Below are 24374 nucleotides of genomic sequence, written 5' to 3'. Positions count from 1 at the left end.
TCTTTTTTTGTGGAGTTTTATGTGGGTTGCGTTATGTTGTATCACAACGTAACCTCTTCGTATCGCAACGTAAAGTCATCGTATCGCAACGTAACCCCATCGTATCACAACGTAAATAGTATGTAGCATCCCAAATTCCACCAAAATGCGTATCCTTTTCCATACCCCGGCATAGTATACTTCGCACACCTATATGATAAAGGAGGTTGAAAATTGTTGCAGTCGAAGAAAATGTTCCTTTCTGCTATTGCTTCTGCCATGGTGATGGGGGCGGTTGTGGCCCCAGCGGCTGTGCAGGCGGATGGAATACCATTCAGTGATTTGGATGCGAAAGCTTATTACTATGGGTCTGTTATTGAGCTGAGTGAGAGGGGAATTGTGAATGGGTTCCCGGATGGTACGTTTAGGCCGGGGGAGTTTGTTACACGTGGGCAGGCGGCCGTGATGCTTGCTTCTGTGTTGGGGTTGGATACCTTGAACGTTAAGAACCCGAATTTTAGAGACTTGCCAACGACTCATCCATCTTATGGACAAATTGCGGCGCTGGTACAAGCAGGAGTAATTGGGGGCTTTGGAGATGGGACGTTTAAACCGAATGTTTTGATGACGCGGGCGCAGATGGCGAAAATTATTCACGATGGATTTGGGCTTATGGAAGGCTCGCTGAATGATTCTCCTTTCTCGGATGTTTCAAGTGGTGATTGGTTTGCACCCTATGTTGAATCACTTCGGGTGAATGGAATCACTTCCGGTACGTCGCCAACGACATATTCACCGAATTCATTTGTCACACGTGGTCAGTTTGCTTCATTTATTACAAGGAGCGAGGCGGCTGTATCGGTTTTGAAATTCGTGGGGAATGGCAAGTTTGACTTGGTGGATGGGAAGGCAGAAAGTGCTTCGTTCCGGGGCCGACCAGTATTGCCCTTCTTCCTGATGGTTCTATTCTTGTAGCGGACAGTAGAAATCATGTGATTCGGAAAATCCACAATGGCGTTGTGAGTACGTTTGCAGGAATGACTTTAGAATTAAACGAATTTGGGTTGCCGCAAGGTGGTTTCTACAATGGCGATAAGGAAAAGGCCTTCTTTGATGAACCTATTGATATTGCAGCGGATGACGCAGGGAATGTCTTTGTTGCTGATTCCCTAAACCATGCAATCCGCAAAATATCAAACAACGGCCAGGTTACCACTCTTGCTGGTAATGGGTTCATTGGAAAGGAAGACGGTGCCGGTGAAAGTGCCCGATTTTATTCTCCACAGTCAATCGTTGTAACTGCGAATGGAACGTTATATGTTGCGGATACATTGAATCATATAATCCGTAAAATAACGGCTGAAGGTGAAGTGTCGACATTGAACGCAGCATCTGAGCGGGTTGTGGAAGTATTTCCAGGTGAAGTCGAGTGGGCTGGTGATTATAAAGATGGCTTGCTGAACGATGCGAAATTCAATGAACCATCCGGGCTCGCACTTGATTCGAAAGGGAATTTATATGTGAGCGATTCGGGAAATCAATTAATCCGTTACATCGATTTCTCGACAAATACGGTTTCTACTGTTGTAGGGAGTTTCAAGGGGAACCCATTCTCTATATGCAGAAGGTGGTTTTTTGAATGGGTTTGCAGCCGATGCACAACTCAATTTTCCAAAAGGGCTGTACTATTCGGAGAAATATGGATTGTTCATTGCAGATAGCTTGAATAAATCTATTCGGGTATTGAAAGATGGAAAAATCCGTACGGTTGCACAAGGTTTCGAAAATCCGGCAGGCCTCGCGATAGATTCTGGCGGGAATTTATATGTAGCAGATAGCTACGATAACCTGATTTTACAAATTTCAGGAAGGGGAGGTAAATGAGTTCGTGAAGGCCACCAAGCCGATAAAGCAGCTGTTTGCCCTTTTTCTGGCGGCTATTCTTATGTTGTCGGGATTCGGGCAATCGGTTGGAGCGGTTGAAAATCGGACTGCGAAGATAGAAGATGTGGTTGGTACTGTTTGGGTAATGAAGGCCGGCGGGAATTTAGCGGTTAGGGCGTATTCAGGAATGCGTTTGCAGCAAGGCGATCGGGTGACAACCGAAGCTTTTTCAAGTGCCAAATTGGTTATCAGTGATACGGAAGATGAATTAACGATTACCAACAATGCCAATTTGGTGATATCAGATTTGCGCTTAAAGGCGGGTCATAACATTACCAAACTATTAGTTTGGTCCGGCACAGTATTGTCAAGTGTCAATCCTGATAGAAACCCGGAAGATGTCTTTGAAATTAATACACCAGGCCAGAAAATTGGTGCAAAAGGCACTCAATTTATAGTGGGTGTTGATCCATTGACTGGCATGGCCACGCTTTGGGTATTGACTGGTATCGTATCCTCTATTGAACCAAATCAACCCGCTCAAGACATGATTTATCCTGGAGGGGAATTTGTTAATGATTCACGTGACCCTATTGGATCTATAGGGGATATTAATTTTGATGATCTCATTGGACAGATCAACTTTAATATAATTGAACAGATTCTTCGAATGAAAGATGAAATTGATAAAGAGAATGCACAATTTCTTGAAGAAATGTTAAACCAATTACAGAACGATAGTACCGAAGGATTTCTTCAAATGGATTTAGAAGAACTGCAAAGAATGCAAGTGAATCTCCAATTTTTGGTCGAGCACATCATTAAAGCGGCTATGGGTGCAAATAATTTATCAGAAGAAGCAATTGCTGAGTTAATTCGAAACGTGAACGGTTCGTTGGAAAATCCAATCAATCTTGATAATCTTCCAGAATGGATAATGACCGAAAGGGAACGGGAGAGGCAGAGGCAGATTGAACAAGAAAGGAAACAAAGGGAAGCTGCGCAACAACAAGAAATGGAAGAAAGGCAAAAAAATAATGCTGCGTTGCTTCAAGAATTATTAAGAAGGAAAGAACAACAAGAAGAAGAGAAAAAAAAAGCCGCAGAGGAAGCCAAACGAAAAGCGGAAGAAAGATATAGGGAAGCGTTAGAACAAGAGGCTCGGGATAGATTTGATGAGATGCAACGTGAGAGAACGCGAAAGACAACGTCAGAAAGATGCGGAAAATAGGGAGAGAGAGAGAACAGCACGGCCTGTTGTTCAACCGCCAAGTCCGCCCCCAATACCGCCTATTTCTGAAGTAGATAGAAACCTTGCTTCAGCCAAAGCAGGCATTCCGATTTCTGCAGAGCCGTATACAGATGAGAGTTGGGAGAGAATTGAAGTTGCTTTGAGCTTAGAGGAGTCATCTGATGAAGAAAAGGTTGCAAAAACGGAAGCTATTCTGAATGCAATCAGTGGATTAGTGACGAGGGTTGATCAAAATCTGAGGGATGCGATGGATAATGTTCCTAAAGATTCGGGGCTATATACCGAAAAAAGCTGGCAATTGATAGAAAATGCTTTGCAGTTACCGGAAGAAACTGATGAAGAAAAGGTCGCGAAAACTGAGGCGATTTTAGATGCAATCAGCGGATTGGTGACACGAATTGATCAGAATCTGATGGATGCTAAGAATAGTGTTCCTGATGATTCAGGATTATACACAGATGAAAGCTGGTTGGTTTTAATAACTGCGTTGGAAATGGCTGAAGGCACCGATGAGGAAAAGATAGTGAAAACGGAAGCTATCTTAGAGGCGATCCGTGGACTGGTGACTATAATTGATTGGAATTTAGCAAGTGCAAAAAATAGCGTACCTTCAGATTCTGTTTTATATACTGAAGAAAGCTGGTTAATGGTAGAAGATGCTTTACAGTTACCGGAAGAAACTGATGAAGAAAGGATTGCGAAAACTGAAGCAATTTTAGATGCAATCAGCGAATTGGTGACACGAATTGATCAGAATCTGTGGGATGCTAAGAATAGTGTTCCTGATGATTCAGGATTATACACAGATGAAAGCTGGTTCGTTTTGATAAATGCGTTGGAATTGGCTGAAGGCACCGATGAGGAAAAGATAGTGAAAACGGAAGCTATTTTGGACGCAATTCGTGGACTGGTGACAATTGTTGATTGGAATTTGGCAAGCGCGAAAGGTAGCGTACCTTCAGATTCAGGGCTATACACAGATGAAAGCTGGTTAATGGTAGAAAATGCTTTGGAGTTACCAGAAGGAACGGATGAAGAAAAGGTCGCTAAAACTGAGGCTATTTTGGACGCAATCCGTGGACTGGTGACAATTGTTGATTGGAATTTGGCAAACGCGAAAGGTAGCGTACCCTCAAATTCAGGGCTATACACTGAGGAAAGCTGGTTAGTAGTAGAAAATGCTTTGGAGTTACCAGAGCGAACGGATGAAGAAAAGGTCGCTAAAACTGAGGCTATTTTGGACGCAATTCGTGGATTGGTGACACGAATTGATCAGAATCTGATGGATGCTAAGAATAGTGTTCCTGATGATTCAGGATTATACACTGATGAAAGCTGGTTGGTTTTGATAACTGCGTTGGAATTGGCTGAAGGTACCGATGAGGAAAAGATAGCGAAAACGGAAGCTATCTTAGAGGCGATCCTTGGACTGGTGACTATAATTGATTGGAATTTAGCAAGTGCAAAAAATAGAGTACCTTCAGATTCGGGTTTATATACTGAAGAGAGCTGGTTAATGGTAGAAAATGCTTTGCAGTTACCAGAAGGAACGGATGAAGAAAAGGTCGCGAAAATTGGTGCGATTTTAGATGCAATAAGCGGATTGGTGACACGAATTGATCAGAATCTGTGGGATGCTAAGAAAAGTGTTCCCGATGATTCGGGATTATACACCGTAGAAAGCTGGTTAATGGTAGAAAATGCTTTGCAGTTACCAGAAGAAACGGATGAAGAAAAGGTCGCGAAAACTGGTGCGATTTTAGATGCAATCAGCGGATTGGTGACACGAATTGATCAGAATCTGTGGGATGCTAAGAATAGTGTTCCTGATGATTCAGGATTATACACAGATGAAAGCTGGATGGTTTTGATAACTGCGTTGGAATTGGCTGAAGGCACCGATGAGGAAAAGATAGTGAAAACGGAAGCTATCTTGGAAGCGATCCATGGACTGGTGACAATTGTTGATTGGAATTTAGCAAGCGCGAAAGGTAGCGTACCTTCAGATTCAGGGCTATACACTGAGGAAAGCTGGCTAATGGTAGAGAGTGCTATGGAGTTACCGGAAGAAACGGATGAAGAAAAGGTCGCTAAAACTGAGGCTATTTTGGACGCAATTCGTGGACTGGTGACAATTGTTGATTGGAATTTAGCAAGCGCGAAAGGTAGCGTACCTTCAGATTCAGGGCTATACACTGAGGAAAGCTGGTTAATGGTAAAGAGTGCTTTGGAGTTACCGGAAGAAACGGATGAAGAAAAGGTCGCTAAAACTGAGGCTATTTTGGACGCAATTCGTGGATTGGTGACAATTGTTGATTGGAATTTAGCAAGCGCGAAAGGTAGCGTACCTTCAGATTCAGGGCTATACACCGTAGAAAGCTGGTTAATGGTAGAAAGCGCTTTAGAGTTACCAGAAGAAACGGATGAAGAAAGGTCGCTAAAACTGAGGCGATTTTAGATGCAATCAGCGGATTGGTGACACGGATTGAACAAAATCTGGTGGATGCTAAGAATAGTGTTCCTGATGATTCAGGATTATACACAGATGAAAGCTGGTTGGTTTTGATAACTGCGTTGGAATTGGCTGAAGGCACCGATGAGGAAAAGATACTGAAAACGGAAGCTATCTTGGAGTCAATCCGTGGATTGGTGACAATAGTTGATTGGAATTTGGCAAGCGCAAAAAATAGCGTACCTTCAGATTCAGGTTTATATACTGAAGAGAGCTGGTTAATGGTAGAAAATGCTTTGGAGTTACCAGAAGAAACGGATGAAGAAAAGGTTGTAAAGACCGATTGGATTTTGAATGCAATCAGCGGATTGGTGACAATAATTGATCAGAATCTGATGGATGCGATAAATAGTGTTCCTTGGAATTCTTGGTTGTACACTGAGGAAAGTTGGTTTAATTTAATGACAACTTTGGAGTTATCTGAAGAAACGGATGAAGAAAAGGTCGTGAAAACCGAGTTGATTTTGAATGCGATCAGTGGATTAGTGACAATAATTGATCAGAATCTGATGGATGCGATAAATAGTGTTCCTTCTGATTCAGGGTTGTACACTGATGAAAGCTGGTTTAATTTAATGGCGGCTTTGGAGTTGTCTGAAGAAACGGATGAAGAAAAGGTCGTGAAAACCGAGTTGATTTTGAATGCGATCAGTGGATTAGTGACAATAATTGATCAGAATCTAATGGATTCGATAAATAGTGTTCCTTCGGATTCCGAGTTGTACACTGAGGAAAGCTGGTTTAATTTAATGGCAGCTTTGGATTTACCTGAAGGTACGGATGAAGAAAAGGTTGTAAAAACCGAGTCGATTTTGAATGCGATCAGCGAATTAGTGACTCGAATTGATCAGAATCTGATGGATGCTAAGAGTAATGTTCCTGAAGATTCAGGACTATACACCGTAGAAAGCTGGTTAATGGTAGAAATGCCTTGGAGTTACCGGAAGAAACGGATGTAGAAAAGATTGTTAAAACTGAGGCGATTTTAGATGCAATCAGCGGATTGGTGACAGTGATTGATCAGAATCTGTGGGAAGCGATAAATAGTGTTCCATTGGATTCGGGGTTGTACACTGATGAAACCTGGTTTAATTTAATGGCGGCTTTGGATTTACCAGAAGATACGGATGAAGAAAAGGTTGTAAAAATCGAGTCTGTTTTGAATGCGATCAGTGGATTAGTGACACTAATTGATCAGAATCTGTGGGAAGCGATAAATAGTGTTCCATTGGATTCGGGGTTGTACACCGATGAAAGCTGGTTTAATTTAGTGGTGGCTTTGGATTTACCTGAAGGTACGGATGAAGATAAGGTTGTAAAAACCGAGTCGATTTTGAATGCGATCAGCGAATTAGTGACTCTAATTGATCAGAATCTAATGGATGCGAAAAATAATGTTCCTTGGGATTCTGGGGTGTACACGGAGGAAAGCTGGTTTAATTTATTGGCGGCTTTGAATTTACCGGAAGAAACAGATGGGGAAAAGGTTGCTAAAGCAGAAGCTATTTGGGTCGCAATTAGCAATTTAATAGAAAGAGAAAGTATGAATCCGGAAATGGTGTTGGCCGCATTAAACGATTTTGATCCAGAGGGATCTGAAGAGCCAATTGAATTTTTAACTTCCTATTCGTATATACTTGGCATTGATTTTTATGCCGTTGATGACGAATATGAAGAGTTTTATCCTTTTGCTGAATGGCTTGCATATAACCTGTTTTACTTAAGACCAGAAGAAGGTTTTTCAAGTATTGATGAATTCAAAGAAACTTTTGATATTCTGCTTCAAGAGATGATCGGCTATGTAGAAGGATTGCTACCTGACGTTAAAGAACTTAGCTATACCACAACAAATACTTCAATTATATTAACATGGGATAATGAAGAAGGGTACGAGGATATACGTGTGTTTGTGAATGGAGAAGAGTATTATATTAACGGTGGCAGTACTATAACTATAGGTTTAGACGCAGGCAACGTGTATGAAATTTATGTGGAATTCAGGTATTCAGGCTATGACTGGCCGCAGGCAGTTACGGAAACAATAATAGTAGAACTATAAATTTAGTTTTTAAAAAGTGGGGTCAATCATGCATGCGATGATTGGCCTCTTTTTGTTTTACGTACCTGCGTGATAGCTAATTGTGACGGTGCCTGTGTGACAAACAATCGCGAATATTCAACAAGTATACACAAAAGTAAAAGGACCTTCCATGTATTAGGTGATTCGTTTTTGGATTTGTGGATACTTATACACACAATTGAATTGTCATAAAATTGTCGTGCACAGGTACCTTAATAATTGTAAAGGTACCTGTGTGACAAACAATCAAGAATATTCATCGAATATACATAAAATTAAAAAGTGATTCAATGTAATACTAAATTCGTCTTCAATTTTCTTGAGTATTTATTCGTGTGGTTGAATTGTTATAATTGTATCGTGCACAGATACCTTAAAAGTGAGCCACCAATAAAACTACCCATCGAGCTCAACTACTAATATATTATTTATATTTATTTACTATTTTCTATTGACTGTACAATATAATTGTCTTACAATAAACCTAATTTAACAGAATCTTCGAAAGGGGGAGGGTGTTGTAATGGTTCCAAAAATTAGAGATGTCCAGTCGGGTATTTTTCTATTGGTTGTAAGCGTTATCATGTTTAGTGCGACTTTGAGTTTTAAAAAGTTGACGTCAACGGCGGTTGGTCCTGCTTTTATGCCGCAGATTATTGCGGGTTTAATTGCATTGATGGCTATTGCAATCATTATTCAGGGAATTAGGAGTGTAAAGGCGGAAAGGGAGAAAGAATCCTCTGCTGATGCTGTTGTTGAGAAGGATCCGAAAGATGAGGTTACCTATCGTCCGGTCATCTTGTCATTTATTCTGATGGCTGTGTATGTTGTAGTGCTGCCTTTCGTGGGTTTTCTAATAACTACTGCAGTGTATATGTTTACTCAGATGATGATCCTTTCTGATAAACCGGAGAGAAGGTGGCTGTTGTTCGCGGTTGTTTCGGTCGTTTCTTCTGCCACCATTTATTATGTATTCCGCAATGTGTTTTACGTCATGCTGCCAAACGGGTTTCTATAAGGGGGGTTGGATATGTTTGAACTACTGCTAAGCGGCTTTGCATCAATTCTTACTATTAAAGGCATTTTGCTCATCATGGGAGGAGTCACATTAGGTTTGATCTTTGGATCTATTCCGGGACTCACGGCGACGATGGCCATTGCAATCTGTTTGCCGATTACGTTCGGGATGAATCCAATCGATGGAATGGCGCTTTTGATGGGTCTTTATATTGGTGGGGTATCGGGTGGTTTGATACCGGCAATTTTGCTGAAGATTCCTGGGACACCATCGTCCATTGCGACTACATTTGATGGCTATCCGATGGCTCGGAATGGTGAAGCGGGCAAGGCGTTCAACTTTGCGATCGTCTCGTCTTTCATGGGAGGGCTGTTGAGCATTATCGTTTTGATTATGATCGCACCGCCACTCGGAAAGGTGGCGCTTCAGTTTGGACCATTTGAGTATTTTGCAATCATTATTTTTGCTCTTTCGCTGATTTCAAGCTTGTCTGGTGATTCATTGCCGAAGGGGTTAATGGCTGGGCTTCTTGGAATTGGGTTTGCGATGGTGGGTTCTGCTCCGATTGACGCGTTTCCGCGGTTTACATTTGGAGCGAAGACACTTGACGCTGGATTTTCTCTTTACCGGTACTGATTGGGTTATTCGCAATCTCTGAAATTCTCATCAATGCGGAGAAGAAGGTTAAGGATAATCTAAAAGTTAATATGAAGAAAATTAGTTACAAAGTGACTATTAAAGAGTATCTTGCGCAAGGCTGGAACTGGTTTAGATCCAGTTTGATAGGGATTGGAATTGGAATCCTGCCGGGTATCGGGGGCGGAACATCGAATCTCGTCGCCTATGCGGCTGCGAAAAACTCTTCTAAAAAGCCGGAGAAGTTTGGTACAGGAATTCCGGATGGCGTTGTTGCATCCGAATCATCGAATAATGCGGCTATCGGTGGGGCACTTGTTCCTTTGATATCACTTGGTATCCCGGGAGATACGGTAACTGCCCTACTATTAGGTGGGTTGGTTCTACATGGATTGCAGCCTGGACCACTTCTTCTTCAAAATAATGGAGATGTTGTTTACGCGATCTTCGCTGCGCTGTTAGTTGCAAACGTGTTCATGATTTTGTTCCTGTTCCTTGGTATGAGAGGGTTCGTCAAGATGTTGAGCGTTCCTCAGAATATTCTTATGCCAGTCGTCCTTGGACTTTGTGTGGTCGGAGCTTACGGTGAAAATGGTCGCGTATTCGACATTGGCGCACTTTTCTTCTTCGGTCTCCTTGGATACTTAATGATCAAGTTTGGATTCCCATTGACGCCGCTTGTTTTAGGTTTCATCCTTGGGCCGTTGCTTGAGACGAACTTGCGCCGTGGACTTATGCTGTCACAAGGGGACTTCATGCCATTCTTGACGTCACCGATTGCAGCAGTATTCCTTATATTCACTTTCGGTTCACTTGGATTAAAACTCTACAGTAACTGGAAGAAAAAGCGCAGTAAAGATAATCAGTCATTCAATTACCTTGAAGGGGAACAATGATTCATCAAAATAAAACAAAATTGAACTGGGGGAGTAACAGATGAAAGGTGTTTGGAAAAAAATAGCGTTCGGGGCAGGTGCAATTGCCCTTGCTGCAAGTCTTGCGGCATGTTCAGACTCGGATAAGGCGTCAGGTGATACGGCGTCTAATTATCCAACGAAACCAATTGAAATTGTCGTGCCGGCAGGAGCTGGTGGAGATACGGACTTGAATACGAGGATTTTGGCGAAGGCGATGGAAAAAGAACTTGGAAAGCCGCTTGTCGTTACAAACGTTACGGGTGCAGGTGGAACAACAGGTACTCAAAAGGTGATGGATGCAAAGGCGGATGGCTATACAGTCTTGGCATTCCACAACTCGATGATCTTGAACAAAGTCTATGGACTTGCGGATTACACGTACTCTGACATGAAAGTTGCGGGCGTTGGTGTACTTGACCAATCCAACACATTCCTTGTTTCCAAAGATTCGAAGTTCAAAACAGTTAAAGAGCTTGTTGAATTTGCAAAAGCCAATCCGAAAAAAGTTACGGTTGCAACGGAAATTGGTTCAATGACGTACATGCAAATTCTTCATTCCAAGAACAAACTGGTGTCGAATTTAACATTGCTGACGTCGGAGGTGCTTCAGATAAAATCACGGCACTTCTTGGCGGAAGAGTTGATATCGTACCGACTTCTCTTGGACTTGTAAAAGGCTATATTGAGTCTGGTGACTTTGTAGCTCTTGGCGTCATGGCTGATGAGCGATTGGAAGACGCTTCAGACATCCCAACATTCAAAGAGCAAGGTGTAGATCTTGTCGTTGATAAAGTTTTCTTATGGGCATTCCCAGCAGACACTCCTGACGATATCGTTACTGCCTTCACGAAAGCGATGGGCAAGGCGGTCGACAGTGAGGAGTATCAAGCAGAGATTAAGAAAAGTTGGTTGAATCCAGTCTATTTGAATCCGGAAGAAGCAAGCAAGAAACTCTCCGAGGTTGAGGCGGAATATGTTGAACTTAACAAATTGACCGGGGGCAAATAAATCACTGGATAACAGGAAGGACAGGCCCGGTACGGTTGATCTCAGATCGGCTTACCGGGCTTCTTTCATTAAATCGGAAGAAGTCGGAAGGAATCGGGGGAGTTCATGATGATGCATGTTTCAGTAACTGTAAATACCGCGGATCTTAGCGATTTGGATTTAAGGCAGATGTCTCAGCTTGGAATCGATTTTGTGGATTTCGGGAATGGCCAGTCATTCAAAGGTGTGAAGGAACAAGGTTATCCGGATCTCGATGAATTGTTGAAGCTGAAAAAACGTGTCCGCTCATATGGATTGGATATTAACCGGGTCACGCTTCCGAATATTTCACGTTCATTCATGGATGGCGTGGACGGAAGCGAACAGGAGCTTGAGAACTCACTCAACGCTGTGCGAGTTTTCGGCGAGGCGGGAATCAAGATTGTGCGCCAACGATTTGAGGGCGATGTCTTTTATGGAAGAGGACAGAGTTATGAGGCAATCCAGCGCGGGGGAGCTATTGCACGCGGGGAGAGCATTGGGTTATTGAAAGAGAAAACTGAAACGCCGGGCCAAGAAGAATTGCAGAATTGGTGGAAGTCTTTCCAAAGGGCTTACCGTGAAATTGTACCTCTTGCCCAGGACCACGATGTGAATGTTGCGATGCATCCATCCGACACACCACATCCGGATTCCCCGTTCGGCGGAATTGGGCTGAATCGGATCATTGATGACTTTCCGAATAAGAATGTCGGGTTCGTTTACTGCATCGGTACACGCGCGGAAGCTGGTGGTTCTTCACTAATAATGGATGAAATCAATCACTTCGGTAGAAAAGGACGTATCTTCCTCGTTCACTTCCGCAACGTGAGAGGAAGTTTGCCTACAGCGGGAGCGTTTGAAGAGGCACTGTTAGATGATGGTGATTTGAATATGTTTAAAATTCTTTTGGAGCTTCGGAAAGTCGGCTACAGCGGCTGCTTGAATCCCGATCATGTTCCGACGTTTGCGGGGGATGTTGCTGATTTACATGATAGTTGGAAGTACTCGAATATTGGCTGGAAGCCGTCAAGCCTCGGTTTTGCTTATTCAGTCGGGTATATCAAGGCACTTTTGAATGCGTTGAATGAATTTGAGGGGCGTTGAGAAGTAAACGAGCGGTTGTGTGGAATAAACGAGCGGTTTGTGGAATAAACGAGCGGTTTGTGGAATAAACGAGCGGATTTCGGAATAAACGAGCGGTTTCTGGAATAAACGAGCGGTTATCAGAATAAACGAGCGGTTATCGGAATAAACAAGCGGATTTCGGAATAAACGAGCGGATTCCGGAATAAACGAGCGGTTCCGGAAATAAACGAGCGGTTCCACGGAATAAACGAGCGCTAACCGAAAGGGGGAGTGATGATGACTAATCAGGAAGTGGGAATAAAACCAATCTCCGTCAAAATGAATGACCACGATAATGTAACGATTATCGGGAATGACAATGGTTTGCCCGCTGGAATGGTTCTTCAGGAAGGAGTGGAGCTCCTCCAAAGAACTCCACAAGGGCATAAAGTTGCATTAAAAGATTTTCAGGAAGGCGATGCGATTATCCGATACGGTGAAATCATCGGCTATGCCAACAGGGAAATCCTTAAAGGCGGCTGGATTCGCGAAACGATGATACGCATGCCGGAACCACCGAATCTATCGGAACTGCGTCACGGAGTAAATATAGAGCCACTTGAGCCGTTCGAGGAAACTTATACATTCATGGGCTATCCGAACCCTGACGGAACTTTTGGCACGAAAAACCTCATTGGCATCACGACAAGCGTTCAGTGCGTGACGGGAGTATTAGGCTTCGCCGTTGAAAAGATAAAAAAAGAACTTCTACCTGCTTATCCAAATGTAGATGATGTAGTGGCGATTGACCATGCATATGGGTGTGGGGTCGCAATCGATGGGCTTGGATCTGAGATTCCGATTCGTACAATCCGAAATCTTGCAAGCCATCCGAACTTTGGTGGAGAAATGCTGATCATTGGTTTAGGTTGCGAAAAGCTGACTTTAGACCGTCTAAATGCAGGGGAAAGTGAATCGGATGTTTTATTTCTGCAAGATCGTAATGGTTTTTCTGAAATGGTCGATTCCATTTTAGAAATGGCCAAAGAACGACTGGAACGGCTGAACAAGCGTCAGCGTGTGGAAGCGCCTTTATCAAAATTGACGGTTGGACTGCAATGCGGTGGAAGTGATGCGCTTTCGGGCGTGACAGCGAACCCGGCGGTCGGACATGCGGCGGATTTGCTCATTCGTGCGGGGGCATCTGTCATGTTTTCAGAAGTGACAGAAGTACGAGACGGTATTCATTTATTAGCTGCACGGGCGGAGACGGAAGAGGTCTGTAAGGCATTGATTCGCGAAATGGAATGGTATGACGCCTATTTGGCAAGAGGGCTTGCCGACAGGAGTGCGAACACAACTCCTGGAAATAAGAAAGGCGGTCTATCCAATATTGTCGAAAAGTCACTTGGCTCAATCGTCAAATCGGGAACTGCACCAATTGTGGATGTTCTTGCCCAGGTGAAAAAATTAGAAAGAATGGGCTGACTTTTGCTGCGACACCGGCTGGGGATTTTGTTTGCGGAACGCTTCAGTTGGCTTCAGGAATGCATATTGAGGTATTTACGACCGGGCGAGGGACGCCATACAACTTATCGATGGCGCCGGTACTCAAAGTTGCGACGAGAACGACACTCTCCGAGCAATGGCGTGACTTGATAGATGTTAATGCAGGCAAGATAATCGACGGCGGGGCGACGATTGAAGAGATTGGGGAAGAAATTTTCAAGGCCATTATAGATGTTGCAAGTGGTCGCCGTCAGACTTGGGCAGACCATTGGGGAATAAAAAATGATCTTGTTTTATTCAATCCTGCACCTATAACATAAAATGAAGTTGACAGATAAGTTTTATTGTCTTACAATAAAACAAACAAATCGAAAGGTGGAAGATTAAGAATGGTTAAACGAAATTGTCCGACTGGCATTTTGGGATTCCCGGTCGCACCACTTAAGGAAGATGGGCAGCTTGATTTAAATGGATTGGAGGCAAATCTTGAATTTCTGCTGAATAATGGTGTTCAATCCGTATTTGTAGCTTGCGGAGCTGGCGAACTACATGCATTGACTCAGGATGAATATAAACAAATGGTCGAAACAGCGATCAAAACAGTAGACGGGCGTGTTCAGGTTTACACGGGGGTAGGGGGCAACATCCAGCACGCATTGGAGCAGGCTAAAATTTCCGCAGAAGCAGGGGCGGATGGTTATCTGATCCTTCCACCATACTTAATCGATCCTTCGCAAGACGGTCTATTAAACTACTTGAAGGCAATTATTGAAAGTACGGACTTGAGCGCAATTCTCTATCAGCGCGACAAGTGCATTTTAACGAAAGAAAGTTTACTTGCACTTTGTGAACTTCCACAACTTGTAGGATTCAAGGACGGCGAAGGTGATATGGAATTCAATACGGAGGCTGTTCAATTGATTGGCGACCGCCTTGAGTGGATCAATGGTATGCCGCTTGCGGAAGTTACGATGGCATCCTATTACAATCTTGGATTCCGAACGTATTCTTCAGCCATTTCAAACTATATCCCGCATATTTCAGTGAAGTATTTCGAGGCGTTGCAACAGGGAGATCACAAGACGATGCATGATTTGCTTGAAGATGTCATCCTTCCGATTCATTCAATCCGCAAACGCAAGGCGGGCTACGCTGTATCGCTTATCAAAGCGGGCATGAATATCGTTGGATTGCCTGTCGGCACTACAGTCCGTCCACCAATCGCTCCAGTCGAGCAAGGGCATTATGATGAGATGAAAGAAATCCTGACTGCTGCATTAGAAAAGTATCCTGCACCAGTAGGAACTGAACAAGTGGAGGTGTCTTGAATGACGACAAGTACAGAAAAAACAGTCCAAACCGTTCTGAACTATATCGACGGACAGTGGGTGGAAGCAAGCACCGGCCAAACAGCGGAAAGCCTGAATCCGGCAAATGTAGATGATGTGGTCGGACGTTACCAGCTCTCCTCTTCTGAAGACTTGGATCAAGCAGTTGAAGCGGCTTGGAAAGCCCAGAAGGAATGGCGAAAACTCCCGGGTAGTGCACGGGGCGACATTCTTTTCAAAGCTGCTGACATTATGGAAAAACGAATCGATGAAATAGCACGGACGATGACTCGTGAGATGGGTAAAACCTTCCCGGAAGCAAAAGGGGAAACTGCACGCGGTGTTGCAATCCTCCGCTACTACGCTGGAGAAGGCATGCGCCCAGTTGGTGACGTCATCCCTTCAACTGACAGCAGTGCAATTATGTTCACGACAAGAACACCACTTGGAGTTGTCGGAGTCATCACGCCGTGGAACTTCCCGGTCGCAATTCCAATGTGGAAAGCTGCACCTGCTTTGATTTACGGAAATGCAGTTGTCATGAAGCCTGCGAGTGAGGCGGCAGTTACTTGCGCGAAAGTAATCGATTGCTTGCATGAAGCCGGTATTCCTGCTGGAGTCATCAATATGGTGACAGGATCGGGCTCCGTCGTCGGCCAAGGCCTTGCCGAGCACCCGAAAGTAAGTGGAATTACATTCACAGGTTCCAATGGCGTCGGTAAAAAGCTTGGTCAACTCGCACTCGAACGTGGTATCAAATACCAGCTTGAAATGGGTGGCAAAAACCCGGTAATCGTTGCGGAGGATGCTGATTTAGACCTTGCTGTTGACGCAACAATTAGCGGTGGGCTGAAATCGACAGGTCAGAAATGTACAGCGACAAGTCGTGTGATTGTCCATGAAGACGTTTATGAAGAGTTCCGTGAGAAGTTGTTGGCGAAAGTTGCAGAAATCACAGTAGGGGACGGCCTAAATGAAGGTAGCTGGATGGGCCCTTCTGTTAGTGAAAATCAATTGAATACGGTCCTATCTTATGTTCAAAAAGGTAAGGAAGAAGGGGCCAAATTGCTATACGGCGGTAATCGCTGTGAAAAAGGGGCGAATGCAAAAGGATTTTTCGTTGAGCCAGCAGTTTTCGATGAAGTGACTCCTGATATGGCAATCGCCCGTGAAGAGATTTTCGGGCCGGTCCTTGCGTTAATGAAAGTATCGTCGTTTGAAGAAGCACTTGACGTCGCAAATGATTCGGATTACGGACTGAGCGCTTCTGTTTTTACAACTAATATTTCGAAAGCCCTTTCCTTCATTAATGAAATGGACGCTGGTTTAGTCCGCATCAATGCGGAAAGTGCGGGCGTCGAACTTCAAGCACCATTTGGCGGGATGAAGCAGTCCAGCTCCCATTCGCGTGAACAAGGACGCGCAGCAATCGAATTCTTCACATCGATTAAGACCGTTTTTGTAAAGTGATTTGAGAAAAAGAGCCGGAGTAAAATCCGGCTCTTCTTTTGGCTATTAACCGAATTTCGGAAATGGAAGGAACTTGATGCATGGGCGTTTTTACTGCAATGCATAAGCAGCGTAGGATACAAGCGCGGCATGGCATTATGCTGATGCTTTTTTTCTTTTCCGCTGTCAGTTTTTCGGAGCGTTCAATTCTCTCGATTGCAGGGGCTCCAATCGCCGCGGATTTAGGCATTGGGGATGTAGCGATGGGCTTTCTGTTTTCAGCGTTTGGATGGGCATATGTAATCGGTCAAGTGCCGGGCGGACTGATATTAGATCGTTTCGGTTCAGGCAAGGTGTATGGTACGGTAATCCTTGTATGGACGGCTATTATAATCTTGCATGCACTAACGGGCTACTTGACGCCTATAGTGGCTTTCATCAGTTTATTCCTGCTAAGGATTTTATGTGGATTTATTACCGCTCCGGTATTCCCTGCAAATGCTCGGATCGTCAGTGAGTGGTTCCCCCCGTCAGAAAGGGGGAGAGCTTCCTCCGTATTCAGTTCTTCTCAATACTTCGCGATTGTCTTATTTGGGCCGGTAATTGGTTTTATTGCACAAGGATTTGGTTGGACGTATGTCTTTTTAGTGTTTGGGGTGATCGGCGTATTTTGTACGATCCTCTGGATGAAATTTTATAAGGATCCGGGTTCAGATGAAAAGAAGGTACAGAAGGAAACCGCTGATAAACTGAAAATCGGTGGTCAGAAAGTACCTATGAAGGAGCGGCCAATCATACAGCTGCTGACGAATCGAATGACTCTTGGAATCTACATTGGTCAATATTGCGTCACAGGGATTACGTACTTCTTTATGACTTGGTTTCCTATCTATTTAGTTAGTGAAAAGGGACTGTCCGTCTTGGAGGTTGGACTCGTTTCGACAATCCCGGCTATGGCGGCATTTTTAGGTCAGCTTTGGGGCGGAAGGTTTTCTGACGGACTGATTGGAAGAGGCGTTCCTCTTTTCGAAAGCGAGGAAGATTCCAATTATAATTGGCATGCTTTGCTCGATGTCGATTGTCTTCGCGGAAATGGCCGAGTCGACAGTTCTCTTGATTGCCATCATGTCCTTCGCGTTTTTTGGCAGGGGATTCGGTGGAATGGGCTGGGCGATTGTTGCCGAAACATCGAATAAGGAAAATGCTGGACTGAACGGCGGGCTATTCAATATGTTTGGTAATTCGGCAGGCATTGTCACACCTATCTTTATCGGATTCCTTGTACAGTGGACGGGTTCATTCGAATTGGCCTTGCTGTACATAGGCATCCATGCAGTTTTTGCAATACTCTGCTATGTGTTTTTCGTTGGAGAAATTAAACAAGTTTCTATTAATTAGGGGGCGACGAAATGAAAACAGCAATTGAAGAAGCAAAGAAGACGGAAACACCGGTGATTACAAAAGTGACGGTAATACCTGTTGCAGGCCGGGACAGTATGTTGTTGAACTTGAGTGGTGCACATGCTCCATACTTTACACGAAATATCGTATTGCTTGAAGACAGTAGTGGAAATGTTGGTGCCGGGGAGGTGCCGGGCGGTGAGTCGATACGCCGGACACTCGAGGAAGCGATTCCATTTGTCAAAGGGCAATCCATCGGGAAATATAATTCTGTGCTCAATCAAGTACGCACGGCATTTGCACATAAAGATGCGGGTGGCCGAGGCAATCAGACATTCGATTTGCGCACGACGATCCATGCAGTAACTGCGCTTGAAGCTGCATTCTTAGACCTTTTAGGGAAGCATTTGAATGTGCCGGTAGCGGAGCTTTTAGGTGAAGGCCAACAGCGTGATAAGGTGAAAATGTTAGGGTACTTGTTTTATGTCGGTGACCGGAATAAGACTGATCTTGCCTACAATGACGGGACTGGGGAAGTAGATGGCTGGGACCGTATCCGGCATGAAGAGGCATTGACGCCTGAAAGTATCGTTCGTTTGGCAGAAGCGGCGTATGATAAATACGGTTTTGAAGATTTCAAGCTCAAAGGCGGCGTTTTAGCAGGCGAGCAAGAGATTGAAGCGGTTACTGCCCTTGCGAAACGATTCCCCGATGCTCGGATCACCCTTGACCCGAATGGCGGTTGGCTATTGAAGGATGCTATCCGTCTTTGTAAGGGGATGGGAGATGTTCTTGCTTACGCGGAAGACCCATGTGGTCCGGAAGAAGGCTATTCAGGTCGTGAAACAATGGCGGAATTCCGCCGGGCAACGGGTCTTCCAACTGCGACTAACATGATCGCAACGGATTGGCGCCAGATGGGGCATACCATACAATTGAATGCCGTCGACATCCCGCTTGCGGATCCTCATTTCTGGACAATGCAAGGCTCAGTTCGTGTTGCTCAAATGTGTAATGATTGGGGATTAACATGGGGCTCCCACTCAAATAATCACTTTGATATTTCCCTATCAATGTTCACACACGTTGCTGCAGCTGCACCAGGCACTATCACTGCAATTGACACACACTGGATCTGGCAGGATGGACAGCGCTTAACGAAAGAACCTTTTCAAATAAAAGGTGGAGAAGTTGAAGTTCCGAAAACGGGCGGACTTGGCATCGAAATCGATATGAACGAGATTGAAAAAGCGCATAAGTTGTATGTCGATATGAAGCTTGGAACTCGGGATGATTCGGTCGGGATGCAGTATTTGATCCCGGGTTGGAAATTCGATCCGAAAAAGCCTTGTCTCGTTCGATAATTAATTCCTTATAAGTACAGACTTACATTTTGTTTTTTGCATAGAGGTAGTATACTTAATGTAGATTTAATTGTAGTATTGTCCGTCAATATTAATGAGGAAAGGAGGAACCGCCTTGCAGTTATATAATGTTGATACGGTGAAACGCAACACCCTTGCCCAGCAGGTAATGGAACAGATTATCTCGCTCTTGTTCAGTGGGCAGTTGAGGCCGGGCGACAGGCTTCCGCCGGAGATGCAGCTGATGGAACAACTGGACGTCAGCCGCCCCGTCATCCGTGAAGCACTTAGTTCGCTTGAAACGCTCGAAGTCATTACGAGAAAGCCGCGTGGCGGAACGTTTGTGAATGAAAAAGTTGGAAGCAGCCCGTTCCGTGCAATGTTAGCAATTTCCATCAACAATCTTCCGGCCGTTATTGAAGCGAGGATGACACTTGAACTCGGACTTGTCACGATTGCTGCTGAAAAAATTACAGATAGTGAGCTTGCAGAACTTGCCGAGACGATTGAAAATATCCGGAAAAATGATGAAGACTATGGAATGTACGACAAGCAATTCCATAGAATCATCGCCTACAGCGCAAAAAATCCGATTGTGGAAGGTATGATCGAGTCTTTATTGATGGCCCACGAAAAGACCGACTCACTTATTAAAGTACGGGAGCCGGAATTAACGATTCAGTACCACACTGAGATTTATGAGGCCTTGAAAAAACGAGATCCAATCGAAGCATTTCAAAAGATGTACAATCACTTAAGTTATGTACGGGATAAAATATTGAGCGATCATAATAAGTCATAATGAAAACAGGACAGGAAATTGTCGATTTCCTGTCCTTTTTCAATAAGGGGGAATCCAAGATAATGGAGAAAGTATTAATTTATAGCCCGATTTCGGAAGAAGGGACAATCAAGCTTGAAGATAGATTCACTGTTGTTACGGCCGTTCCGGGAAGTGAGGAATTCAATAGGGAGATAGTGACGGCCACTGGCTTGATTGGCTCGAGTTTGAAAGTTAATGAGGCATTGTTGGAACGCGCGCCGTTGTTGAAGGTTGTATCTAATATTTCTGTCGGCTATGACAATCTCGATATTGAGGAATTAACAAAGCGGGGAATTTTGGCCACCAACACACCTGATGTCCTAACCGAAACAACCGCTGATACAATTTTTGGCTTATTGTTAGCGACAGCAAGAAGATCCCGGAACTCGACAAGTATGTCAAAGAAGGAAACTGGACTGGGAAATTAAGTCCAACCCTATTTGGCGTCGACGTTCATGGGAAGACGCTTGGCATTATAGGCATGGGTAAAATTGGACAAGCCATAGCCAAACGGGGGCGGTTCGGATTTGGGATGGATATCCTTTACCATAATCGTTCAAGAAAGCCGGAAGCTGAGACGAAGCTTGGCGCGAAATATGTGGAAATGGATGACCTATTGCAACAAGCCGATTTTGTTTGCTTGATGGCACCGCAAACTGCGGATACCATTCATCTAATCAGTGCCCGGGAATTTAGCTTAATGAAGGAAACCGCCATATTTGTTAATGGATCAAGAGGCGCGTTAGTGAATGAGGATGATTTGGCGGCTGCCCTGAAAGAGGGCGAGATCCTTGCAGCTGGACTGGATGTATACGAGCATGAGCCTCTTGCTGAGGACCACCCATTCCTTGGTATACCGAACCTTGTTACCCTCCCGCATATCGGGTCTGCAACCTCAGAAACCCGCGCGAAAATGGAGGAGTTAGCCTGCCGGAATTTGGTGGCGGGGTTGACTGGGGAGATACCACCTTCGTTGATTAATGAGAGTGTGGTTGGATTGAGGGTGAGGTAGCGGTTCCGCGTCCAAAGCGATAAGTTGTGCGTCCAAAGAATCGCTTTGCGCGTCCAAAGGATAACTTATCGCGTCCAAAGCCGCGTTGTGGATGGGGTAATTCGCGATATTGTGGGGGATGCGGATGGTGTTGTTGTGATTCCTCGTTCAATGGAGGATAAAGTATCCGGAAATAGGGAAGAAGTCATTGCATATTTAGATGAATGTTTATCATGAATGGCGGGCCTAAAAAGCCTGTCTTTTATTTTGTCCAAAATAGATTAAAAGTCCCCAATAAATTTAATGAACAAAATGCATTCAAATGTTTTAATTTATTTTAAGTAGTCAATCTATTATGTTAGTTCAGCTTATGATAAATTTCCATGTATACGAAAGATGGTTTCGTTGAAATGTAACCGCTCTCAAAAGGGGTGTTAAACATTTTGGTCGATCAGTTTTTTGTTTGGCTTGGAACTAATTAAAAAACAGGGGGAATTGGAATGAAATTCATTAAGTATGCCATATTTTTAGGTGTCCTGTTACTTGCACTCGCAGGTTGCTCGAAGGACGACAAGGCTGGGCGGATTCGCCGAAAAAGGGAACGACATCAGGGGGAGAATTGAAGGTAGCAGTTCCTTCTGAACCGCCTACATTGGATACACATGTCAATACGACAACGATTTCATCGAACATCGCAAGAAATATTTTTGAAACACTATTAACTTTCGACTCCAAAGGTGAAATTCAACCTATGCTTGCAGAGTCCTTTAAAGAAGATGGAAAAACGATTGAATTTAAATTACGTAAGGGTGTTAAATTCCATAATGGCGAAGAACTGAAGGCAAAGGACGTTGTCGCATCGATGAACCGATGGATACACGTTTCGAGCTCAGGAAAAGAAACATTCAAAGACGCTAACTTCTCTGAAGTGGATGAGTATACTGTCCTTCTTGAGATGGCACAACCAACTTCAACCGCAACACTTGTTTTAGCTTATTCTGGTGGAGAAGCACCGACGATCATGCCTGCTTCTATTCTTGAAGGTAAAGAAGAAAAGGAAAGAGTGACTGAATATATCGGTACGGGTCCTTTCCAATTTAAGGATTGGAAACAAAACCAACAAATTCACATGACGAAATTTGAAGACTACTCTCACCGTGATGAGCCTGGTGACGGTCTTGCAGGAAAACGTGAAGCATTGGTAGATGACCTTTATATTATTTTTGTTCCAGATTCATCAACACGGGTTGCTGGAATCTTATCAGGGGAATATGACGCTGGTATGGAGCTACCAATCGATAACGTTGAGCAGCTTAAAGCGAACAAGGATGTTGTATTAAAGAGTGTTCCTCGTGAACTACTATTATTGTATTTCAATAAAAAAGAAGGTCTTTTTACAAATCAAGCTGCACGTGATGCTGTGAATGCAGCAGTAAAGAAAGAAGATGTACTTAAAGCGGCTTTCGTTAATCCGGACTATTATAAAACAAATCACCATGTAATGTTAGCGAATCAGGAAGCACAGTGGTATAGCGATCTTGGAAAAGAAGAGTATGGCAAACAAGATGCCGAGTTGGCGAAAAAACTATTTGCGGAAGCAGGTTATAACGGCGAAGAAATCCGCCTGATGACTTCCCGCGACTATGACCATATGTACAACGCTTCAATTGTCGTACAAGAGCAATTGAAAAAAGCTGGGGTCAACGTAAAGCTTGAAGTGTATGACTGGCCGACATTCTCAGAACGCCGTAATGATCCATCAGCATTCGATATTACGATCATTACAAATAAAGGTAAAGTTGAGCCGACTTCACTTGTTTGGTCAAGACCGGACTATGTTGGCTGGACGAACAATGAGAAGTTAGCTCCAATTACATCTAAAATCCGTACAGCTCCTTCACTTGATGATGCACGTAAATACTATGATGAATTACAGGCGTTTTTCTTGGAATATAAACCTGCTATTAAAATGGGAGACGGGGATATGCTTTTTGCAGGTCGTACGTCACTTTCACAATTAGAAGATATTGATGGACTCGTTTTCTGGAACGTTTCAAATTCCAAGTAATTGAAGGGTTAAAATAACGCCAGGTTTATCATGTTTTTGTAAACATGGCGTTATTTTTTATTTTTATGCTTGAGGGAGGTAAACACGCATGTGGTCATACATTATTAAGCGGTTATTATCGTTAATACCCGTGTTATTCATTGTATCCATTGTTATTTTTTCAATCATCCATCTGACGCCCGGTGATCCGACGACCTATATGTTAGGGGAGGAAGCGACCCAGAACAAATTGCTGATGCGAAGAAACAGCTTGGATTGGATCAGCCGGTTTATAAGCAATATTTCAATTGGGTTAAAAAAGCGGCAGTCGGGGATCTTGGCTCTTCCTATCACATGAATATGTCGGTGAATGAAGCAATTATGAGCCATATCGGACCTACGTTATCGCTCGCGATATTAGCTGAAATTGTCGCGTTATGTATTGCGATACCATTAGGCATCATAGCGGCGATTAAGAGAGGAACCGCTACGGATCAAACCGTTATGGGGTTCTCATTACTTGGCATGGCAATCCCAAGTTTTTTACTTGCATTGTTTTTAGTTTTACTTATTGGAGTGAAGTTGCAATGGTTGCCCGTCGCGGGGTACCGGCCATTAGATAGTGGATTATGGAACCATATCAAGTATTTAATCATGCCGGCAATTTCGTTAGGATCTATCCAAGCGGCTTTGATTGCCCGGATGACGAGATCTTCTATGTTGGAAGTTTTAAATACGAACTATATTAAAATGGCGCGCGCCAAAGGAGTCGTCGAAAGAAGAATCATTTACGGCCATGCTTTGCAGAATGCCTTCCTACCAATCCTAACAGTTATCGGAATTACATTTGGTGGATTGGTAACAGGTGCGGTTGTAACGGAGACGATTTTTAATATACCAGGCATTGGATCGCTGATCATCAATTCAGTTGCCCGACGCGATTATACGGTTATCCAAGGAATTGTTCTATTTGTAACGTTTGTATATGTCATGCTGAACCTGATCATCGATATTCTTTACGGAGTCATTGATCCGCGGGTTCGATTGGAAGAAAAATAGACCCAATCCATTGTTAAGGCAAGGAGGAATA

The 24374-nt window shown here is 43.8% G+C and carries 19 protein-coding genes and 4 pseudogenes; all 23 read left to right on the top strand.

Going from position 1 to position 24374, the window contains the following annotated elements; genetic code table 11:
• The first annotated feature begins 213 nt into the window (after positions 1 to 213).
• Positions 214 to 954 carry an S-layer homology domain-containing protein gene (locus QNH10_RS19040; RefSeq protein WP_283732818.1) on the top strand — a complete coding sequence of 247 codons (741 nt, stop codon included), beginning with the start codon at positions 214 to 216 and terminating at the stop codon, positions 952 to 954.
• Positions 921 to 1700 (top strand): NHL repeat-containing protein, encoded by a 780-nt coding sequence (locus tag QNH10_RS19035; protein ID WP_430541132.1) that lies wholly within the window; start codon positions 921 to 923, stop codon positions 1698 to 1700. The genes QNH10_RS19040 and QNH10_RS19035 overlap by 34 nt, the downstream gene beginning before the upstream one ends.
• Entirely contained in the window at positions 1684 to 1863 is a 180-nt protein-coding gene (locus QNH10_RS19030; RefSeq protein WP_283732816.1) for a hypothetical protein, read from the top strand. The genes QNH10_RS19035 and QNH10_RS19030 overlap by 17 nt, the downstream gene beginning before the upstream one ends.
• 187 nt (positions 1864 to 2050) lie before the next feature.
• Positions 2051 to 3094, top strand: coding sequence for a FecR domain-containing protein (locus QNH10_RS19025; protein WP_283732815.1), 1044 nt, complete (start codon positions 2051 to 2053; stop codon positions 3092 to 3094).
• Positions 3051 to 5573 (top strand): hypothetical protein, encoded by a 2523-nt coding sequence (locus tag QNH10_RS19020; protein ID WP_283732814.1) that lies wholly within the window; start codon positions 3051 to 3053, stop codon positions 5571 to 5573. The genes QNH10_RS19025 and QNH10_RS19020 overlap by 44 nt, the downstream gene beginning before the upstream one ends.
• 17 nt (positions 5574 to 5590) lie before the next feature.
• Positions 5591 to 6586, top strand: a complete 996-nt coding sequence (locus QNH10_RS19015; protein ID WP_283732813.1) for a hypothetical protein — start codon at positions 5591 to 5593, stop codon at positions 6584 to 6586.
• A complete protein-coding gene (locus QNH10_RS19010) occupies positions 6559 to 7686 on the top strand; it encodes a hypothetical protein (RefSeq protein WP_283732812.1) in 1128 nt (375 codons plus the stop codon). The genes QNH10_RS19015 and QNH10_RS19010 overlap by 28 nt, the downstream gene beginning before the upstream one ends.
• A 544-nt stretch (positions 7687 to 8230) precedes the next feature.
• Positions 8231 to 8725 carry a tripartite tricarboxylate transporter TctB family protein gene (locus QNH10_RS19005; protein WP_283732811.1) on the top strand — a complete coding sequence of 165 codons (495 nt, stop codon included), beginning with the start codon at positions 8231 to 8233 and terminating at the stop codon, positions 8723 to 8725.
• A gap of 12 nt (positions 8726 to 8737) precedes the next feature.
• A pseudogene (locus tag QNH10_RS19000) lies at positions 8738 to 10257 on the top strand (tripartite tricarboxylate transporter permease).
• 40 nt (positions 10258 to 10297) lie between these two features.
• Positions 10298 to 11286 (top strand): annotated as a pseudogene (locus QNH10_RS21310) (tripartite tricarboxylate transporter substrate binding protein).
• Positions 11287 to 11391: 105 nt separating this feature from the next.
• Positions 11392 to 12411, top strand: coding sequence for a mannonate dehydratase (locus QNH10_RS18985; protein WP_283732810.1), 1020 nt, complete (start codon positions 11392 to 11394; stop codon positions 12409 to 12411).
• A 255-nt stretch (positions 12412 to 12666) separates the two neighbouring features.
• Positions 12667 to 14201, top strand: a pseudogene (gene garD / locus QNH10_RS18980) (galactarate dehydratase).
• 69 nt (positions 14202 to 14270) lie between these two features.
• The gene (kdgD, locus tag QNH10_RS18975) at positions 14271 to 15209 is read left to right on the top strand and encodes a 5-dehydro-4-deoxyglucarate dehydratase (protein ID WP_283732809.1); all 939 of its coding nucleotides are present in this window, start codon (positions 14271 to 14273) and stop codon (positions 15207 to 15209) included.
• Positions 15210 to 16679 (top strand): alpha-ketoglutaric semialdehyde dehydrogenase GucD, encoded by a 1470-nt coding sequence (gucD, locus tag QNH10_RS18970; protein ID WP_283732808.1) that lies wholly within the window; start codon positions 15210 to 15212, stop codon positions 16677 to 16679. It abuts the gene before it with no gap.
• A gap of 80 nt (positions 16680 to 16759) precedes the next feature.
• Positions 16760 to 17854, top strand: coding sequence for an MFS transporter (locus tag QNH10_RS18965; RefSeq protein ID WP_283732807.1), 1095 nt, complete (start codon positions 16760 to 16762; stop codon positions 17852 to 17854).
• A complete protein-coding gene (locus tag QNH10_RS18960; protein WP_283732806.1) occupies positions 17820 to 18056 on the top strand; it encodes a hypothetical protein in 237 nt (78 codons plus the stop codon). Before QNH10_RS18965 ends, QNH10_RS18960 begins: the two co-directional genes overlap by 35 nt.
• 11 nt (positions 18057 to 18067) lie before the next feature.
• The gene (gene gudD / locus QNH10_RS18955; RefSeq protein WP_283732805.1) at positions 18068 to 19423 is read left to right on the top strand and encodes a glucarate dehydratase; all 1356 of its coding nucleotides are present in this window, start codon (positions 18068 to 18070) and stop codon (positions 19421 to 19423) included.
• 169 nt (positions 19424 to 19592) lie between these two features.
• The gene (locus QNH10_RS18950; protein WP_430541131.1) at positions 19593 to 20225 is read left to right on the top strand and encodes a FadR/GntR family transcriptional regulator; all 633 of its coding nucleotides are present in this window, start codon (positions 19593 to 19595) and stop codon (positions 20223 to 20225) included.
• A 62-nt stretch (positions 20226 to 20287) separates the two neighbouring features.
• A complete protein-coding gene (locus tag QNH10_RS21305; RefSeq protein ID WP_430541073.1) occupies positions 20288 to 20674 on the top strand; it encodes a Rossmann-fold NAD(P)-binding domain-containing protein in 387 nt (128 codons plus the stop codon).
• On the top strand, positions 20602 to 21258 hold the full coding sequence (locus tag QNH10_RS18945) for an NAD(P)-dependent oxidoreductase (protein WP_430541130.1): 657 nt from the start codon (positions 20602 to 20604) through the stop codon (positions 21256 to 21258). Before QNH10_RS21305 ends, QNH10_RS18945 begins: the two co-directional genes overlap by 73 nt.
• Before the next feature lie 479 nt (positions 21259 to 21737).
• Complete coding sequence (locus QNH10_RS18940) at positions 21738 to 21860, top strand: hypothetical protein (protein WP_283732803.1); 123 nt, start codon at positions 21738 to 21740, stop codon at positions 21858 to 21860.
• The gene (locus QNH10_RS18935; RefSeq protein WP_283732802.1) at positions 21857 to 23305 is read left to right on the top strand and encodes an ABC transporter substrate-binding protein; all 1449 of its coding nucleotides are present in this window, start codon (positions 21857 to 21859) and stop codon (positions 23303 to 23305) included. Before QNH10_RS18940 ends, QNH10_RS18935 begins: the two co-directional genes overlap by 4 nt.
• An 88-nt stretch (positions 23306 to 23393) precedes the next feature.
• A pseudogene (locus QNH10_RS18930) lies at positions 23394 to 24343 on the top strand (ABC transporter permease).
• Positions 24344 to 24374 lie beyond the last annotated feature (31 nt).

The organism is Sporosarcina thermotolerans (assembly GCF_030067815.1).
Taxonomy (GTDB): domain Bacteria; phylum Bacillota; class Bacilli; order Bacillales_A; family Planococcaceae; genus Sporosarcina; species Sporosarcina thermotolerans.
The sequence above is the reverse complement of the archived record's forward strand: the minus strand, read 5'-3'. Positions and strand labels throughout refer to the sequence as shown.

Coding starts and splice junctions, on each gene's coding strand:
- QNH10_RS19025 (WP_283732815.1), top strand. CDS start 2,051: ATGCGTTTGCAGCAAGGCGATCGGGTGACAACCGAAGCTTTTTCAAGT.
- QNH10_RS19005 (WP_283732811.1), top strand. CDS start 8,231: ATGGTTCCAAAAATTAGAGATGTCCAGTCGGGTATTTTTCTATTGGTT.
- QNH10_RS18985 (WP_283732810.1), top strand. CDS start 11,392: ATGATGATGCATGTTTCAGTAACTGTAAATACCGCGGATCTTAGCGAT.
- kdgD (WP_283732809.1), top strand. CDS start 14,271: ATGGTTAAACGAAATTGTCCGACTGGCATTTTGGGATTCCCGGTCGCA.
- gucD (WP_283732808.1), top strand. CDS start 15,210: ATGACGACAAGTACAGAAAAAACAGTCCAAACCGTTCTGAACTATATC.
- QNH10_RS18965 (WP_283732807.1), top strand. CDS start 16,760: ATGGGCGTTTTTACTGCAATGCATAAGCAGCGTAGGATACAAGCGCGG.
- QNH10_RS18960 (WP_283732806.1), top strand. CDS start 17,820: ATGGGCTGGGCGATTGTTGCCGAAACATCGAATAAGGAAAATGCTGGA.
- gudD (WP_283732805.1), top strand. CDS start 18,068: ATGAAAACAGCAATTGAAGAAGCAAAGAAGACGGAAACACCGGTGATT.
- QNH10_RS18950 (WP_430541131.1), top strand. CDS start 19,593: ATGGAACAGATTATCTCGCTCTTGTTCAGTGGGCAGTTGAGGCCGGGC.
- QNH10_RS21305 (WP_430541073.1), top strand. CDS start 20,288: ATGGAGAAAGTATTAATTTATAGCCCGATTTCGGAAGAAGGGACAATC.
- QNH10_RS18940 (WP_283732803.1), top strand. CDS start 21,738: ATGAAATTCATTAAGTATGCCATATTTTTAGGTGTCCTGTTACTTGCA.